A 16,889-nucleotide genomic window follows, 5' to 3' on the forward strand; every position below is an offset into this window, starting at 1 on the left:
CCTCACGTGTGACGCGCGCGAGTGACGGAGCGCCAGGGAGCCAGAGCGAGGGCCCGCTCCCAGGCCCGGGGACGGGAGCCGCCGGGGCTACGACGCGGCGATGACGCCTTCGTCCAGGAGCTGCGCGAGGATGCGGGCGGTATCCAGCCGCGTCATCCCCGACAGGGCGAAGAGGTCCTCGTACGTCACCGAGCCGTCAATCTGCGCGAGCACGAAGCCGGCCCGGTGGTCCAGGTTGAGCCAGATGATGTCGTCCGGCTGCAGGCGCACCCGGGGGATGCGCCCCAGGTCCCCCAGCTTGGACTCCAGCATGGCCATCAGCATCCGCTCGCTGCGCTGGCGCAGCGCCTCGACGCGCGGGTCTCCCGGCGCCAGCTCCTGCGCCTTGAAGAGCAGGTCCACCGCCCCGGAGTGGTCGTCCAGCTCCAGCAGGTCCTCCGCGCCGCGCAGCAGCAGCTCCAGCTCGCTCTCCGCGGCGGGCACGCCGTACTCCTGGGTGGTGCCCTCCGGGACGCCGTACTCCTGCGTGTCCACCGTGGTGACGACGGCCTCACCCGCGTCGAGCGCTTCCTCCCGCGCCAGCAGGTCCATTGCGTCACCGCCGGAGCCACCCGCCGCGGCGGGCAGCGTCACCGGAGGCGGCGTCCTGCGGTCCGCTTCCACCGGCCCGCCCTGCCCCTCCGCCCAGGCGCCCCAGTCCCCCTCCAGGGAGGGCACGGTGGCGATACGGCCCGCCGTCCGCACGGCCTCCACCGGAGGCGGCGAGAAGGGCGTGTGCCCCGCTCCCGAGAGCGTCGCGGTCGCCGCGTCGAGGAACTCCCGGGCGCGCGCGTTGCCGGGGTCCAGCTGCAGGGCGCGCTCGAACAGGCGCTGCGCGCCCTGGGTGTCACCGCTCAGGCGCAGCCACAGTCCCGCCTCGATGAGCTGGTTGGCCCGCTGGCTGCTCATCTATCGCCCCGTGCCGCTCAGGGTGGAGCCCCGGAGCTGGGTGAGACACCCGGAGAGCAGCTCGCAGGCCCGGCCGAGCGCCGCCACGTCCTCGCCATCTCGCACGCGCCGCGCGTGCTCCAGCGCCTGCTCCGCGCGGGGCACCACGTCCGGGCCCAGCCCTCCGCCGCCCGGCAGCAGCCGCGCCCGGGTGAGCGCGTCCATGACGTCGCGCGCCAGCGAGTCCAGGTCCATGCGCTTCGTCTTCAGCTCCTCGGAGATGCGCGCCGCCATCAGGTAGCCGCGCTGCTCGTCGATGATGCGCTTGAGCTCCTCCTCCGTGAGGCCGCTGGACGCGGTGACGGTGATGGACTGGCGCAGGCCCGTCTCCTTGTCGCGCGCGGACACGGAGACGATGCCCTCCGCGTTGATGTCGAACGTCACTTCGATTTCCACCTGCCCGCGCGGCGCCTCGCGCAGGCCGGTGAGGACGAACTCGCCCAGCAGCTCGTTCTGGTGCGCCAGCTCGTGCTCGCCCTGGAGCACCATGATCTTCACCACCCGCTGGAAGTCCTTCGACGTGGCGAAGACCTCCGTGGCGGACGTGGGCACCGTCGTGTTCTTCGGGATGATGCGGCGCACGTACCCGCCGGCGATGGCCACGCCCAGGCTCTGCGGCGTGACGTCCAGCAGCAGCAGCTCGCCCTCCTGCACCACCAGCGCGTGCGCCTGGATGGCGGCGCCCAGCGCCACGACTTCCTCGGGGTGCACGCCCTTGCAGGGCTCCTTGCGGAAGTAGCCGCGCACCGCGTCGATGATCTTGGGCATGCGCGACATGCCCCCCACCAGGATGACCTCCTTCAGCTCCGAGGGGCGCACGCCCGCCTCGCCCAGCACCTCCGTGGTGATGCCCACCACGCGCTCGGCCAGGTCGGACGTCAGGTCATCCAGCTTGTCGCGGCTGAGCGCGGCCTGCAGGTGCAGCGCGGCCCCGCCACCGGGCGGCGTGCTGATGAAGGGCAGGTTGAGCTGCGACTCGCGCACGCCGGACAGCTCCACCTTGGCCTTCTCCGCCGCGTCCTTGAGCCGCTGCAGCGCCATGCGGTCCTTGCGCAGGTCGATGCCGTGCTCCTTGGCGAAGCCGAAGACCAGCCACTCGATGATGCGGTTGTCCCAGTCCTCACCGCCCAGGTACGTGTCGCCGCCGGTGGCCACCACGTCGAAGACGCCCTGGTTGATCTCCAGCACCGACACGTCGAACGTGCCGCCGCCCAGGTCGAGCACGGCCACGCGCCCGTTCACCGTGCGCCCGAAGCCGTAGGCCAGCGCCGCCGCGGTGGGCTCGTTGATGATGCGCAAGACCTCCAGCCCGGCGATGCGGCCCGCGTCCTTGGTGGCCTGGCGCTGGGCGTCGTTGAAGTAGGCCGGCACGGTGATGACGGCCTTGCTGACGGGCCGGCCGAAGTGCGCCTCCGCGTCCGCCCTCAGCTCCTGGAGGATCATCGCGCTGATCTCCGGGACGGACAGGTCCCTGCCGCCCATGCGGATGCGCAGGTCGTCGTGCTGCCCGGCGACGACCTCGTAGGACAGCGAGCGCAGCGCGTCCTGCACCTCGTGCGAGGAGAACTTGCGTCCGATGAGCCGCTTGGCGGCGTACACCGTCTCCTGGGGGTTGGTAATCGCCTGGCGCTTGGCGATGGTGCCCACCAGCCGCTTGCCGTTCTTCGACACCGCCACCACGGAGGGCGTGAGCGCCAGCCCCGTGCGGTTCTTGATGACGATGGGCTGGCCGTCCTGGACGGTGGCGACGATGCTGTTCGTCGTCCCCAGGTCGATGCCTATGAGGGGTTCGGGCTCAGCCATGGGGAACCGTACACATCCTAGAAAGTCCAGCGGAGCTTCTTGAGCGCCGCCTTCGCCTCCGCGTTGTCCGGGTCCACCTTCGCCGCTTCCTCGAAGGCCCGCTTGGCGAGCTTCTTCGATCCGGCGTCCATCAGCACCTTTCCGAGCAGCACATGGTGCTCGACGCGCCCCGGCTGCCGTTCCACGGCGCGCTGCGCCAGGGAGCGGACCTCTGCTACATCCTGCCCCAGCTGGTAGCCCAGCTGCGCGGCGCGGAAGGCGGCCTCGGCGCTCTGGTCGTCCAGCGAGCTGGCGAGCCGGTACGCCACCAGTGCCGCATTGGAGTCGCCGCGCTGCTCCAGCTCCCTGGCCCGGGCCAGCTCGGTGACGGCCCGCTGCTCGTCATGCTTGCGGCGGGCCTCCACCAGCAGCGCAGCGACTTCGCGGTTCTTCGGGTCCAGCGTCTGGACCTGGTGGAAGTCCTGGTAGGCGCGCTCCCACTCGCCCCGGGCGATGGCGGCCCTGCCCCGGGCAATCAGCTCGGTCAGCCGGCCGCTGCGCGCCAGGTACGGGTGCCGGGCCAGGCGGGCCTGCCGCTCCGCGCGGCGGGCCTCGGACTCGGCGTCATTCACCGGCGGCGGGGGCGCGGGCGCCGGACGGGGCGGCACCGGCGGGGTGCGCATGGACGGCGGCACAGGCCGGGGCGGCGGCGCCGGCGAAGCGACGTGGGCGGTCGCCGGCACGGGGGTGAGCGGCGGAGGGGGCTCGGGGGGCCGCGGAGCCGCGGGCGGCGGCGTGGCGGCGGCGGCGGCGAGCCCCAGCGCGGGGTGGGCCCGGAGGTACGCCTCGCGCTTGTCCGGCTGGGTGAGGACGTTGTGGGCCTCGGTGAGGCGCCGGAAGATGCGCTCCATCCGGGCGCGGAAGCTGCCCAGGTTCTTCCCGAAGTACCGGTCCGGATGGAAGCGGCGCGAGGCGTTGTAGTACGCCTGCTTCACGTCCGCCGCCTGGGCGCCCGGCTTCAGCCCCAGCACGGCGAAGTGGTCCAGCGAGTCCAGGCCCCGCTCCAGGTCGATGATCTCCTTCTTCCGCTCCGGCTCGAGGTCCACCTCCTCGGCCATGGCGGCATCCACCACGGGGGCGGGCGTGGTGCGCGGCACCACCCGGGCGGGGACGATGGCCCCCTTGGCGCGCAGGGCGAGCAGCACGGCGATGGTGCGCGCCTCACCCAGCGACGAGCGGGCCAGCACCTGGTCGATGCGCTCCACCCGCCCCACGAGCGACAGCACCGCGCCCTCCTCCACGCTGAGCTGGAGGCGGGCGTGGTCCAGTTGGGGCACCGTGGCGATGTGGTCCGTCCGGGCCCCCAGCCCGACGATCGTGTTTGACGCGCTCACAGGGACGGTCCGCGAAAGGGCAGCGGGAATACCCAGACTAGGTGGTCCGGACGCAGGGCGTCAAACGTCCGTGACATGGTTTCCCAGGATTGGGAGGGATGGGTGGGACATCCACCGCTTCACAGCGAGGCCAGCACGCGCTCGACGATGGCCAGGCCCTCGTCCAGCTCCTGCGGGGTGACAATGAAGGGCGGGGCGAAGCGCACGGTGCGGTCGCCGGCGGCATTCACCAGCAGTCCGCTCTCCCGGAGGCGGGCAATCACCGGGGCCACGTCCCGGTCCAGTTCCAGGCCCAGCAGCAGGCCCTGGCCGCGCACCGCGACGATGCGGCCAGGAGGCAGGCGGGCCTGCAGCTCCCGGGCGCGGGCGAGGAAGTGCTCGCCCTTGTCCTGGACGCCCTGGAGGAAGCCCGGCTGGCGGAGGATGCGCAGCACCGCGTTGGCGGCGGCGGCGGCCACCAGGTTTCCACCGAACGTGGAGCCGTGGGTGCCCGGCGTGAGGCTCGCGCCCAGCTCCTCGCGGCAGAGCATGGCGCCAATGGGCATGCCGTTGCCCAGGGCCTTGGCCACGCTGATGGCGTCAGGGCGGATGCCCTCGTGCATGTAGCCGAAGGGCTTGCCGGTGCGGCCCATGCCCGTCTGCACCTCGTCCACCAGCAGCAGCAGGCCGCGCTCGTCGCACAGGGCGCGCAGGGCGGTGAGGAAGCCGGGGGGCGCCGCGCGCACCCCACCCTCGCCCTGGATGGGCTCCACGAGGATGGCGGCGGTGGCCGGGCCCACGGCACCGCGGACGGCGTCGATGTCGCCGTAGGGCACGTGGGTGAAGCCGGCGGGCAGCGGCTCGAAGCCCTTGTGGTACTTCGGCTGGCCGGTGGCGGTGACGGTGGCCAGCGTGCGGCCGTGGAAGCTCTTGTCGAAGGAGATGACCTCGTAGCGCTCCGGCGTGCCGCGGTCCTTCATCACCTTGCGGGCCAGCTTGAGCAGCGCCTCGTTGGCCTCGCCGCCCGAGTTGCAGAAGAAGGCGCGTGGCAGCCCGGACCACTCGGTGAGCTGCGCGGCCAGGTCGATTTGAGGCTGCGAGTAGAAGACGTTGGAGACGTGCCAGAGCGAGTCGAGCTGCGCCTTGGCCGCGGCCACGACTTCCGGGTGGCAGTGGCCCAGGGCGCAGGTGGCGATGCCCCCCAGCAGGTCCAGGTACTCACGCCCGTCCGCGTCCCACACGCGCGTGCCCTGGCCGCGCACCAGGACGATGGGCTGCTGCTTGTAGTTCTGCAGCAGGTGCGCCTTCGCCTTCTCGATGAGGGCGCTGTTGGCCGGGGTGATGCCGGGGGCACTCGGGGCGGCGGGGGACGGCTCGCATTGCGGCAAGGCAGGCTTCTCCTTCGGACGGCGCGTGCGAGCCGGATATAGCGCGCTAGAGGATGTAGCGCGACAGGTCCTCGTCCTGGACGATGGAGGCCAGGCGCTCCTTCACATAATTGGCGTCTACCTGGAAATCCCGGGGTCCCATCTCGGTGGCGGAGAAGGAGACCTCGTCCAGGAGGCGCTCGAGGACGGTGTGCAGGCGCCGGGCGCCGATGTTCTGCGTGCGCTCGTTGGCCTGCTGGGCGATGCGGGCCAGCTCCGTGACGGCGTCGTCGGTGAAGGACAGGCGCACGCCCTCGGTGGAGAGCAGCGCGGTGTACTGGCGCAAGAGCGAGTTCTTCGGCTCGCGGAGGATGCGGACGAGGTCCTCGCCGGACAGGGGCTCCAGCTCCACGCGGATGGGGAAGCGGCCCTGCAGCTCGGGGATGAGGTCGCTGGGCTTGGAGACGTGGAAGGCGCCCGCGGCGATGAAGAGCATGTGGTCCGTCTTCACCACGCCGTACTTGGTGGTGACGGTGGAGCCCTCGACGATGGGGAGGATGTCGCGCTGCACGCCCTCTCGGGACACGTCGGGGCCGCCGCTGCCCTTGCCGCCCTCGCGGCTGGCAATCTTGTCGATTTCGTCGATGAAGACGATGCCGCTGGACTCGGCGCGGGCCACGGCCTCGCGCTGGACACGGTCCGGGTCCACGAGCTTGGCGGCCTCTTCCTGGCGCAGCAGCTGGAGCGCCTCGGGCACGCGCACGCGGCGGCGGCGCGTCTTGCTCATGCCCGGCATGTTCTTGAAGAGGTCCTGGAGGTTGACGCCAATCTCCTCCATGCCCTGGCCGGAGAAGTTGCGCATGAAGGTGGGCGACGAGTCGCTGGTCTCCACCTCCACGTACTGGTCATCCAGGGTGCCGGCGCGCAGCTGGGCGCGCAGCTTCTCGCGCTCGGCGTCGCCCAGGCGCTGGGCCGGGGGCGGCGGCGGCGGGGCGAAGCCGAAGGGCGGCGCGGACGGCGGCGGGCGCGTGCCCCCGTGGAGCAGCTCCATGAGGCGGTCCTCGGCGAGCTCCTCGGCGCGGGGGCGGACCTTCTCCGTCTCCTCCTCGCGCACGAGGGCGATGGCGGACTCGACGAGGTCGCGAATCATGGACTCGACGTCGCGGCCCACGTAGCCGACCTCGGTGAACTTGGAGGCCTCGACCTTGACGAAGGGGGCCTGGGCGAGCTTCGCGAGGCGCCGGGCAATCTCCGTCTTCCCCACGCCGGTGGGGCCAATCATGATGATGTTCTTCGGGTGGATTTCGTCGCGCAGGTCATCGGTGACCTGCTGGCGGCGCCAGCGGTTGCGCAGGGCGATGGCGACGGCGCGCTTGGCGGCGTTCTGCCCGACGATGTAGCGGTCCAGCTCGCTGACGACCTCACGGGGCGTGAAGGCGGACATCTTTCGCGGTTCGGCCACGGGCGGTGACTCCTAGAGCTCTTCGATGGAGATGTTGGAGTTGGTGTAGATGTCGATCTCCCCGGCGATGGAGAGCGACTGGTGGGCCACGTCGCGGGCGGACAGCTGGGTGTGGGCCATGAGGGCGCGCGCGGCGGCGAGCGCGTAGGGGCCGCCGCTGCCGACAGCGGCGATGCCGTAGTCGGGCTCAATCACGTCGCCGGCGCCGGAGAGGATGAAGGTCTTCTCCTTGTCGGCGACGACGAGGAGGGCTTCCAGGCGGCGGAGGAAGCGGTCGGTGCGCCAGTCCTTGCCGAGCTCGACGCAGGCTCGGGCCATGTTCTTCTGGTGCTCCTTGAGCTTGCCCTCGAAGCGCTCGAAGAGGGTGAAGGCGTCCGCGGTGCTGCCCGCGAAGCCGGCGAGCACCTGGCCCTCGCCGAGCTTGCGGACCTTCTTCGCGGAGTTCTTCATGACGGTCTTCTCGAGGGAGACCTGGCCGTCGCTGGCGATGGCGACCTTCCCGTCACGCCGCACGCAGAGGATGGTGGTGCCGTGGAACATAGGCCCCGGGTCTAACAAGGCAGGCGGCGCTTTACCAAGGAACAGTGGCTGCCTGTCCGCTCCAGTACCGTTCCTCCGGGCCGGAGTGCTCAGCGTGATGGAGACGACTTCACGGACTCCGCGCGCTGGAGCCAATAGCCCGGCTTGCGGCGCAGGTGGGCTACGGCGAGGACGACGATACGGTCCTCGAGCACCATGAAGGGCAGCGCGAAGGGAAAGTCCCACACCAGGAAACGTCGGATGGGTGGGCTGTGGCTCACGCCCGGCCACTCGGGCCAGGTCTCGGGATGGTCCTCAAGGACGTCCAGCGCCCTGAAGAGCCCTGAAGACCTCGGAGGAGAACGCCGTGCCGAGCCCGAGCTGTTGGCGCTCGTACCACTCGGAGGCAAGCACCAGCTCCTCGCTGGCGTCGGAATGAAGCGACACGGACATGCGTGCAGGTCACCGTTCTCGGCGCACGTGCTCTAGCCGCTCGGAGACGGCTCGACGGGCGTCGTCGACGCTGACGAGCTTCACCTTGCCGCTGATGACTTCCTGGGCACGACGTTCGAGCTCCGTCGCCCACTCGGACTGGGCGTCGGCGTCATCCGCATCGCGACCTTCGAGACTGAGCAGCAACTCGTGCGCAAGCCGTGCCCGGTCCCTGGACGGGAGTCGCAGCGCATCCGTGAGCAATTCGTCGGCGGTGGCCATGCTGGCCATTCTACTCATCCGGCGCGCTCCCTGGGAGCATTCGCTGCCTGTCCGCTCCAGTTACGCCTCCGGAGTCGCGGGCTCCGAGACGGATTGCAGAACATTCAGGAAACCGAAGAGGGGCGCTCCGGGCTCGAGCTCCAGTTCCCAGATGCCGGTGGCCGTCTGCAGCCACAGGTGCCGCAGTTCGAACACCTGGGAGCGCGGCGTCGGGTACCGCCAGGTCCTGCGGGGGAGCGGACCTCACGAGCGCCGGTCCCTCAGCATCAAGGGCAACCCCAGGTGCACCAGGACGTGGAAGCTGAACAAGCCCAGCAGAAGCCCGCCATGCCAGGGCAGACCCGCCAGCGTCCGGATGCCGTAGAAGCACAGGTAGAAGAAGAGGGCCACCCCGGGTGCTCCCGAGGCGACCTTCTTCCCTGTCACCGCACGCAGCAGCAGGACGAAGCTGACCGCGTCGATCAGCACACCCACGCCCAGCAGGAACCACGACAGCACATCGAGCATTGGAGTGAGCATGGGTGTCCTCCCTGGCGTCCGCTTCAGGGCATGTAGATACGTTGTCCTATCAGCCCCTTGAACCACTGCCCTCCGCTGGGCCACCGCAGCGCGGAGCCCGGCACCGAATGCGTCACGCGGTCCCCAAGCTTGTACATCCGGACCGTCCCGGAGAAGAGCCAGTTGCGGAGCGTGCCGCCTCCCGTCATCACCCAGGCGCCCGGCCGGAGGGTGCCGCCGGCCACCTTGGCCGCCGTATCCCAGTGCGTCACCTGTTGCATGGCCTTGGTGGCGGGCCGCAGCGCGGCCCCTCCCCCCAGGAAGAGTGAGTTGACGAAGCCCGAGACCTGGCCCGCCGTGTAGGCCCCGCTCTGCCTGTCCACGACGGCATTGGAGTCGTTCAGACCCCGGATGGCACGGGTGGCATTGAAGGTCAGGAAGTCTCCCATGCCCGACGCGAAGTTCCCCGCGGTTCGCACGTCCCACTCCATCCAGCCCGGAGCCCATGCATCCAGCACCCGCGCGAGCCCGTCATTGTAACTCCCGAAGCGTTGAATGCCCCCGCCTCCATACCCCCCTCGCGCACCACCGGCCCCCCTGCTCGACCGGTGGACGAAGTGCGAGAACTCCGGTGACATCTCCGACCGGACCGAGCTCTCGGACTCGACCGTCACCAGGTCGGGCGTGGCGACCCAGCATATCGTTTCGTCCACCGTGCAGCCCTTGAGGGTCGGAGGCTTGAGCATGCCGCTCGACGAGGAAGCGGACACCGTGCTGTCCGTGGTCGCCGCCGCGAATTTCGTGTTGGACCAGCACACGCCCGCCATGCACCCGTCCTGCGTGGACGGCTTCGTCCGGATGACAGCCGAGCCCTGGCCCGGCACCGGCGCATAGCCGCCATACCAGCTGTCATAGACGATGACGGCCTCGCTGATCGGCAGGTACCCGGAGGGGTCCGTGAAGGAGAGCGGGTTGTTGAGGACGTAGCTGTAGCGGTTGTACGCCTGTCCGGAGAAGGCGGACGACACGATGGGGTCCGCGCTGAGGAACCGGCCCAGCTTCGGGTCATACATGCGCCCGTTCATGTTGATGAGACCGGACTCGTCGTCCTGCTCATGGCCGGTGAAGCCCCGCCGCACCTGCGAGCCCCACGGCGACTCCGGCTGGGTCAGGTCGTTGACCTGGCGGCTGCCGCCAAACGGCTCGTGCTTCCTCCGCTCCACCACGGCGCCCGCGGCGTCCGTCACCGTCTCCACCGAGCCCAGGTGGTCGGCGTGGAGGAACAGCCGCTGCTCGGGGCCGGCCTGCTGGGACACGTCGGTGGTCCAGGACACCTGGGCCACGACGCGCTCGGCGCCCTGGACGCTGAAGACGTGGAGCGCGCTGCCATCCGGCGCGGTGCGCTCCTCGTACAGGCCGCCGACGTACACCGTCCGCTCACCGCCGACCACCTGCTTCACGGTGCGGACCCCCGCCGCGTCGTAGCGGAACAGGGTGCTGCCCGTGTTCGTCGAGACGCGGGACGGCAGGTTGAAGCCGGTGTACTCGACGACACGCCCCGGCCCGCTGACCTGGTTGCCGTTCCGGTCGTAGCCGTACGGGGCCAGGCCCGCGCGCGTCACCGCATGGGGCCCCGCCCCGTTCGTCTTCTCGTAGTAGAGCGCCGAGCTGAAGCCCGTTCCCTGCAGCACGTCGGAGCCCAGCAGGTTCCCGATGCTGTCGTAGCGATACGCCAGCACGGACGGGAGGCAGTTCTGGAAGACGGACCACCGCGTCAGCCGGTTGAGCGAGTCATACGCGAAGTCCTCCGTGGTCCGGCCAAGCAGGTCATGCCGCTCGCTCAGGTTGCCGTTGGCGTCATAGGCGTACGCCAGCGCCTGCACGGGCGAGGTTGCGCGCTTGCTATCGATGAAGCGCAACCGGCCGCTGGCGTCATACGCCCGCTTCGAGACGACGCCGTTGCCCAGTTGCTCCCGCGTGAGCTGGCCCGCGGCGTTGCGCGACTCCGCGGTCCAGTAGGCATACCCGCTGGCCGGCTCCCGCACGCTCAGCAGGTCGCCCCAGGTGTTGTACTCACGCCGGACGGTCAGCCGCCTCCCGCCCGCGGCCGGATAGCTCTGGTCCCGGAGGCGTCCGTACACGTCGTACGTCATGTCGACGGCGTAGAGCTGTCCGTCCACGGTCCACACGTCCGACGCCACGCGGCCCACCGGGTCGTAGGTGTGTCCCACGATGATGTCGTCCAGCGTCGTGCCCGGGTCTGCGACCCGCTGGCTGCTGGCCAGCTGGCCGATGCCGTGGGGCGCGGTGTCCCAGGTGAAGCGCACCTCGCCGTCGATGGCGTGGGTGATGGACGTCTCACGACCGAGGAGGTCCCGCTGGTAGGTGGTCGCGTCGCCCTTGCCGTCGACCTGCTCGATGACCTCTCCGAACGGGTTGTAGCGCGTGAGGTTCACCCCCGTGTCCGGGTCCTGCAGCCGCGTCCGGCGTCCGCTCCGGTCATACCCCATGAAGGTGGAGTGGCCCTGCGCGTCCGTCACGAGCACCGGCAGGTCGAACGGGCCATACCCATACTGGGTGACGAAGGCCGCCCCATCCTTCCACTCCTCGACGGACGCGGGCTGTCCGTTCGAGTGCTGGTGGACCACGCGCAGGTTGCCCCGGGCATCCACGCTCGTCGTCTTCAGCCCCTCGTAGGTGTTGCTGAGCAGCTGGCCGTCCGGGTAGCGGGTGGTCCGCTTGCGTCCCAGGTTGTCGTAGGTGAACTCGGTGGCCACCCGCTGCGTCGCGTCCAGGGGCGACGGCGTCCACTGTTTCACGACGCGCCCCAGGACGTCGTACTCGGTCGAGGTGGTGACCTGGTCGCCGTGGAATGAGCGCGTGCGGACCGACAGGAACCGGCCCAGGCGGTCATAGGTGGTGAACGCCTCCTCGCCGCCCGCCCGCGTCGAGAGCACCCGCAGGGCCGACTGGCCTCCGAGTCCCCAGCTATAGGAGTAGGTCGTATCCGCCAGGTCCGGTCCCTCTTCCTTGCGGGGACGGCCGAAGCGGTCGTACTGCCAGGCGGTGTAGACGCCATTGGCATCCTCGGTGGCCGCGAGCACGCCGAGTCCCCAGTGGTACACCATGGACTCGCGCTGGTTCAGCGCATTGGTCAGCGCCACGAGGAACGTCCGGTCATGGGTGTCGTACTCCAACGTCGTGGAGCGCGACGTCTGGCCCGGCGCGCTCTGGACGACCTGGGTGACCAGGCCATCCGCCGCACGCACGTAGAGGGTGGACACCTCCAGATTCGGCGCGCCCGGCGACTGGGTCTCCTTCCTCAGGAGCGCCGTTCCCGGGTGATACTCGAGGCTCCGGCTCCGGACGACCGTCTCGCCCGACGTCTGGCTCGACTCCGTCGTGGAATAGAGCAGGCCGATGAGCCAGTCCGCCTCGAAGTTGAAGTACCTACCGGACCAGGTGGTCGTCTCACCGGTGTTGCGCGTCAGCTGTCTCGACGTCAGGTTTCCGTAGGTGTCGTCATACCCCCAGGTCGTGGAGGTCGAGCGCAACAGGGTGGCGGGTCCGTTGTTGACGCCCTCGTACTCGAAGTCGACGGAGTACACCGGGAACACCGCCAGGGACTGCCCGCCGGACCGCACGACGTGGCGGTACTGGAAGGTCCGCACCCGCTGGTGGAAACGCGCGCCCAGCTGCGTCGTCGTCGTCTCCCGCGTCGCCTGCCGGGCATAGGGGTAGAAGCTGCCCGAGCGGGTCTGGTGATCATACTCCGTCGTGACGCTCTGCCCGGCCGCCGCGTCCGTCACCGTCACCTTGCCGAAGCCCAGCCAGCCGCGCCCCTGGACGTCCGTGCGGCCGTCCTCGTAGTGGTAGCTCTGGGTCCGCACGGCCGGAAGTCCCACGTCCGTGCGCAGCTCGGAGACGAGCCAAATCCCCCCCTTGAGGCAGTACTGCGGGGCGGCGCACGCCGTGCCCCGGGTGTAGACGGAGGCGTCGGTCATCGGCTTGTAGATGAACTCCGCCCTCGCCCCCAGGCTGTCCTGCGCCGAGGTCAGCAACGCTGTCGGCGCCCCCTGCCGCGTGTAGACATGGAGGGAGCCATTGACGACCTGAGCCAGGTCCGTCAGTCCGTCACCATTGGCGTCCAGAACCTGGGAGACGCGATAGCCGCCCGGGACGGACCGGCCCACGGGAATGGGAAGCACGTACTCGAGGAACCGGGAGCCATTGGACACGAGGACCACGAGGTTCGTCCGCGCTCCGCCGCGGCTGTCCATCAGCAGCAGGTCCTGTCGGCCGTCCTGGTTGTAGTCGATGGGGCGCAGCCCATTGTCCACCTCCCACCAGTTCCCCAGCTCGTACGGCGTGGCCAGGTCCTGCACGACGGGCGGAGCGAAGCCGTCGCCCGTGTTCATCAGGATTTCGATGTCACCTCCGGACTGCGCCGAGCGGACCGCGTCGGGAAGCCCATCCCCGTTGATGTCGAGGAACACGTACGGCTTGTTGTTGACGTCCGTGCGGACGAGCGTCGTCTCCTGGATGTCGAAGAGCCCCGGGCTGACGAGCTTCGCCGCGTGATAGCGCGTCCCCAGGGGCTGGGTGGAGCCCGGCTGACGCTCCTTCGTCAGGATGCTGGCCCGGCCCGAGCCGTCCAGGTCGAGCGTATACGCCTCGCTCTCCGACGCCGTGGAGGGGGCTACGTCGACGGGCTGCGTCGCGATCTGCCCTCCCACGTTGGGGCGATACTGGAGGTGGGGCGAGGTGTTGGAACCCGTGCGCCGGAGGAGCTCGGGGAAGCCATCGCCGTCGAGGTCCGCGAAGGAGGACTTGCGAGGAGAGGCTTGGGTATCGGTGAGGCCCGTGAGGTTCGGCACCCAGGTGCCGGAAGCGGAGCGCGTCACCACGAAGAAGTCGTGCTCGTAGTGGACAGGGTACTCATCGTCGCACTCGACGGTCTGGACCATGGCGACGTCCATCCGCCCATCCAGGTTGATGTCCGCCCACCGCCCATCATGATTGAGCGTCGTGCCGCAGTCCTGATACGTCAGCTGGAGGCTGGACGAGGGGCCGAACCCCGACTCCGTGGCATGGCGGACCGCCCAGTGGAACGTGTTGCCGGAGATGTCGTACACCTTGCGGTAGGCGAGGTCGTCGCGGCCATCTCCGTTGAGGTCCGCGGGCTGGAGCAGCCACCAGTACGGCTCGAGGAACCGGGGGCCCATGTCGGTGAAGTCCGTGAACCCCGTGTCCACGTCCGTGAAGGCACCACTCGCCGTGGAGTAACCGAAGGTGACCGGCTTCGTGCAGGCGCCCACGCCATCACACTCCCGGACCTGGTAGAGCAGGCTCCTGGCGCCGAAGTCATCCGTCGTGTAGCCGAGCAGGTAGGAGCGCTGGAGCTCGCGCAGTCCCGAGGCGGGGTTGACGACGCGCATCTGCACGCCGGTCATCCGCTTGCTCAGCTTCATCTTGAAGCCGGAGAGGTAGCTGACGCGGGGGTCCGGGCGGGACTCGTAGGCGAAGTCGATGAAGCGGGTGGCGGGCTGGGTGGCGCCGAGCGACGAGGCCGTATAGGCGACCTGCACCGGGAGCTGCTCGTAGGTCGAGTCCGCCGCATCGAAGACCACGGAGTAGTGGAAGGCGAGCGAGTTGCCGCTGCGGTCCTCCACCTGCGCCAGGGCCCAGGCCAGGCGGTTCTGCTGGCCGTCACGCTGGACATCGAAGCCCGAGGTGTCCGACGGACGGACGCGGATGCGCTCCCCCGCGAGGGTCGACCCATTGAGCTGACCGTAGGTGAGGATCCGCCCGTCCTTCAGATACACCTTGAACTGCGTGGGACCGAGCGCGTCGGCCTGGACCGAGACGACGCGAGCAAACGTGTCGCTCTCGGTGCGGTACGTGGTGCCGGCCCCGCCATAGGTCCCCTGCGCCGCAATCAGCCGCTGGCCGTCCAGGCAGAAGACATCCGCGATGGTGAAGGTGATCTTCTCGGCGAGGCCGTCCTGGGCGACGGTCTTGTTGCAGCGGGTGACTCGCGACAGGCCCGCCAGATTCCAGCCGGAGCCCAGCAGACCATCACCGCTCCCCTGGTACGCGAGCGCGAGCTCGGGCTGCATGCCGGCGCGGCCGGCGGGAACCCACAGCGGGAGCGAGTAGCTGGCCGTGCCATCCGCGGTGACGGACGCACTCCCCGAGAACTGCCCGGGCACCACTCCCGCCGTGTCGACCTCCGTGGGCACCAGGGTGTTCGGCGGCAGGTTCAGCACCGCCTGGGACACCGACCTGGGAGCGGCCGCGTGCGACCGCTCCTCCTCCTGGTGACTTCCACATGCACCCGCCGTGGCAAGGGTCACCAGGCCCAACATGAAACGCTTCTTCATTGTCATCCGTGGCGGCAAGGCCACGCCTCAACAGGAAATAGATGGGAACAGGGCGCCGCACGGGTGGACCCGCCGCGGCCTCCCCAGCGTGAAATCCGTACGTGGCTCAGGACGACTGGGTGCCACCATCAGGGCGCGGATCGCAGGCAATCCCCGGGCACCCCTTCACCGTGCTGCAGGAGCCGTCACAGCAGGTGTACATGCCCGGACAGGTGAGCTGGACGCATTGGTTCTGGGAGCAGTTGCTGCCGTTGGGGCAGCTGCCGCAGGAGAGGTAGCCCCCGCAGCCATCCGCGAGCTGGCCGCAGGTGGCGCCCACGTCGCCGCAGGTCCGGGGCACGCAGACACAGACATTCTCCGTGCAGGAGTGGCCCAGGCCGCAGCCCCCACACTCGAGCGTGCCGCCACAACCATCCGGGAGGGTGCCGCACGAGGCATTCTCGGCCTCGCACGTCGTGGGCAAACACGGACACGTCCCGGTGTCCATCCGGCAGACGCCCCCCTCGTCCACGAGCTGGTCGCAGTCGTCGTCGAGTCCGTTACAGACTTCGGCCTGTCCCGGGACACAGGACGTTTGAGCATGCGCTGCCGGACTCCCCAGCGCGAAGAACACCCCACAGAGCACTGCGAGAAGCAGGCCCCTGACGCTTTCAGTCATTGTTTGACTCACCCGAGTTGAGTACGGCCGCCCCGGCCCCGCATCGGAGCCCTATGCGAAGGACAGGAGCGCGACCAGCCGCCGGTAACTACCCCGGGCAGGGTGATGAAAGCGTGACGGGGGAAAACGCCGTGGCGACGCCCTTCACGGTCAGGGCGACAGGCGCATACGCGCCGGCAGGGCTCACGCCCGCGGGTGCGCGGCGTCGTAGACCTGCTGCAATTGCTCCCACGTCACCTGCGTATACCGCTGGGTGGTGGAAAGACTCGCGTGGCCCAGCAGCTCCTGGATGCTGCGGATGTCCGCGCCGCCGCCCAGCAGGTGCGTGGCGAACGAGTGGCGCAAGGCGTGCGGGCTCACCTTGCGCGCCAGCGCGCACTTGAGCACGTGGGCATCCAGGTGCCGCCGGATGCTGCGCGGGGTCAGCCGGCCCCCACGGAAGTTGAGGAACATGGCCTCCGGCGTCTGGTCCTCCGCGGGCGTGGCCAGCAGCTCGCCCCGGCGCGCCAGGTAGGCCTCCAGCGCGCGGATGGCCTGTGCGTTCACCGGCACCAGCCGCTCCTTGTTGCCCTTGCCCATCACCCGGATGATGCGCCCGCTCCGGTCCACGTCCAGCAGGTCCAGGCCGCACAGCTCGCTGATGCGCAGCCCGCCGCCATACAGCAGCTCGAGGATGGCCTTGTCCCGCAAGCCGAGCACCGTCTTCAGGTCATGCACGTCCAGGAGGGCGAAGACCTCCTCCACCGGCAGCACCTTGGGCAGCGCCTTGGGCAGCTTCGGGCTCTTCACCAGCTTCGCGGGGCTGGCCGGCAGGAGCTTCTGCCGCACGAGGTACTTGTAGAACGACTTGATGCTCGCCAGCTTCCGCGCCCGGCTCGCGGGCGCGTGGTCCGTGCTCAGCGTGCCCAGGTAGCCGCGGATGGCCGCGTGCGTGCCGGCCAGGAGCGACAGCTTCATGCGCTCCACCAGGTAGCGCTCGAAGTCCACCAGGTCCATGAGGTAGTTCCGCACCGTGTGGGGGGACGAGCCCTTCTCCTCCAGGTGGGCGCGGAACTTCTCCAGCAGCGGCGACGGGTTCGTCATGGCGAGGTGAGCCTACGGGCGCTGGAGATCCTCGCAAGATTCACGGCCAGCGCCCAGCCCGCC

Annotated in this window: 12 protein-coding genes; all 12 read right to left on the bottom strand. The window is 69.7% G+C overall.

Annotation, left to right across the window (positions count from 1 at the left end):
- Positions 1-87 precede the first annotated feature (87 nt).
- The 12 genes from LXT23_RS34715 to LXT23_RS34770 all read right to left on the bottom strand — a co-directional run bounded on the left by LXT23_RS34715 (position 88) and on the right by LXT23_RS34770 (position 16,826).
- The gene (locus LXT23_RS34715) at positions 88-948 is read right to left on the bottom strand and encodes a tetratricopeptide repeat protein (RefSeq protein ID WP_253984690.1); all 861 of its coding nucleotides are present in this window, start codon (positions 946-948) and stop codon (positions 88-90) included.
- On the bottom strand, positions 949-2,790 hold the full coding sequence (gene dnaK / locus LXT23_RS34720; protein WP_253984691.1) for a molecular chaperone DnaK: 1,842 nt from the start codon (positions 2,788-2,790) through the stop codon (positions 949-951).
- Positions 2,791-2,807: 17 nt separating this feature from the next.
- Entirely contained in the window at positions 2,808-4,163 is a 1,356-nt protein-coding gene (locus LXT23_RS34725) for a J domain-containing protein (RefSeq protein ID WP_253984692.1), read from the bottom strand.
- A gap of 119 nt (positions 4,164-4,282) precedes the next feature.
- Positions 4,283-5,530, bottom strand: a complete 1,248-nt coding sequence (locus LXT23_RS34730) for an aspartate aminotransferase family protein (RefSeq protein ID WP_407692932.1) — start codon at positions 5,528-5,530, stop codon at positions 4,283-4,285.
- Positions 5,531-5,576: 46 nt separating this feature from the next.
- Positions 5,577-6,971 (bottom strand): ATP-dependent protease ATPase subunit HslU, encoded by a 1,395-nt coding sequence (gene hslU, locus LXT23_RS34735; RefSeq protein WP_323379116.1) that lies wholly within the window; start codon positions 6,969-6,971, stop codon positions 5,577-5,579.
- A gap of 12 nt (positions 6,972-6,983) precedes the next feature.
- A complete protein-coding gene (gene hslV, locus LXT23_RS34740) occupies positions 6,984-7,511 on the bottom strand; it encodes an ATP-dependent protease subunit HslV (protein ID WP_253984693.1) in 528 nt (175 codons plus the stop codon).
- A gap of 89 nt (positions 7,512-7,600) precedes the next feature.
- The gene (locus LXT23_RS34745) at positions 7,601-7,771 is read right to left on the bottom strand and encodes a hypothetical protein (protein ID WP_253984694.1); all 171 of its coding nucleotides are present in this window, start codon (positions 7,769-7,771) and stop codon (positions 7,601-7,603) included.
- A 181-nt stretch (positions 7,772-7,952) separates the two neighbouring features.
- A complete protein-coding gene (locus tag LXT23_RS34750; RefSeq protein ID WP_253984695.1) occupies positions 7,953-8,204 on the bottom strand; it encodes an addiction module protein in 252 nt (83 codons plus the stop codon).
- A gap of 243 nt (positions 8,205-8,447) precedes the next feature.
- Positions 8,448-8,723, bottom strand: coding sequence for a hypothetical protein (locus LXT23_RS34755; RefSeq protein WP_253984696.1), 276 nt, complete (start codon positions 8,721-8,723; stop codon positions 8,448-8,450).
- Positions 8,724-8,746: 23 nt separating this feature from the next.
- Positions 8,747-15,085 (bottom strand): RHS repeat-associated core domain-containing protein, encoded by a 6,339-nt coding sequence (locus tag LXT23_RS34760; protein WP_253984697.1) that lies wholly within the window; start codon positions 15,083-15,085, stop codon positions 8,747-8,749.
- Between the two features lie 106 nt (positions 15,086-15,191).
- A complete protein-coding gene (locus LXT23_RS34765; RefSeq protein WP_253984698.1) occupies positions 15,192-15,548 on the bottom strand; it encodes a hypothetical protein in 357 nt (118 codons plus the stop codon).
- A 378-nt stretch (positions 15,549-15,926) separates the two neighbouring features.
- Entirely contained in the window at positions 15,927-16,826 is a 900-nt protein-coding gene (locus LXT23_RS34770) for a tyrosine recombinase XerC (protein WP_253984699.1), read from the bottom strand.
- Between the last annotated feature and the right edge of the window lie 63 nt (positions 16,827-16,889).

Source organism: Pyxidicoccus xibeiensis (assembly GCF_024198175.1).
Classification (GTDB): domain Bacteria; phylum Myxococcota; class Myxococcia; order Myxococcales; family Myxococcaceae; genus Myxococcus; species Myxococcus xibeiensis.

Coding starts and splice junctions, on each gene's coding strand:
- LXT23_RS34755 (WP_253984696.1), bottom strand. CDS start 8,723: ATGCTCACTCCAATGCTCGATGTGCTGTCGTGGTTCCTGCTGGGCGTG.
- LXT23_RS34770 (WP_253984699.1), bottom strand. CDS start 16,826: ATGACGAACCCGTCGCCGCTGCTGGAGAAGTTCCGCGCCCACCTGGAG.
- LXT23_RS34715 (WP_253984690.1), bottom strand. CDS start 948: ATGAGCAGCCAGCGGGCCAACCAGCTCATCGAGGCGGGACTGTGGCTG.
- LXT23_RS34760 (WP_253984697.1), bottom strand. CDS start 15,085: ATGAAGAAGCGTTTCATGTTGGGCCTGGTGACCCTTGCCACGGCGGGT.
- hslV (WP_253984693.1), bottom strand. CDS start 7,511: ATGTTCCACGGCACCACCATCCTCTGCGTGCGGCGTGACGGGAAGGTC.
- dnaK (WP_253984691.1), bottom strand. CDS start 2,790: ATGGCTGAGCCCGAACCCCTCATAGGCATCGACCTGGGGACGACGAAC.
- LXT23_RS34750 (WP_253984695.1), bottom strand. CDS start 8,204: ATGGCCACCGCCGACGAATTGCTCACGGATGCGCTGCGACTCCCGTCC.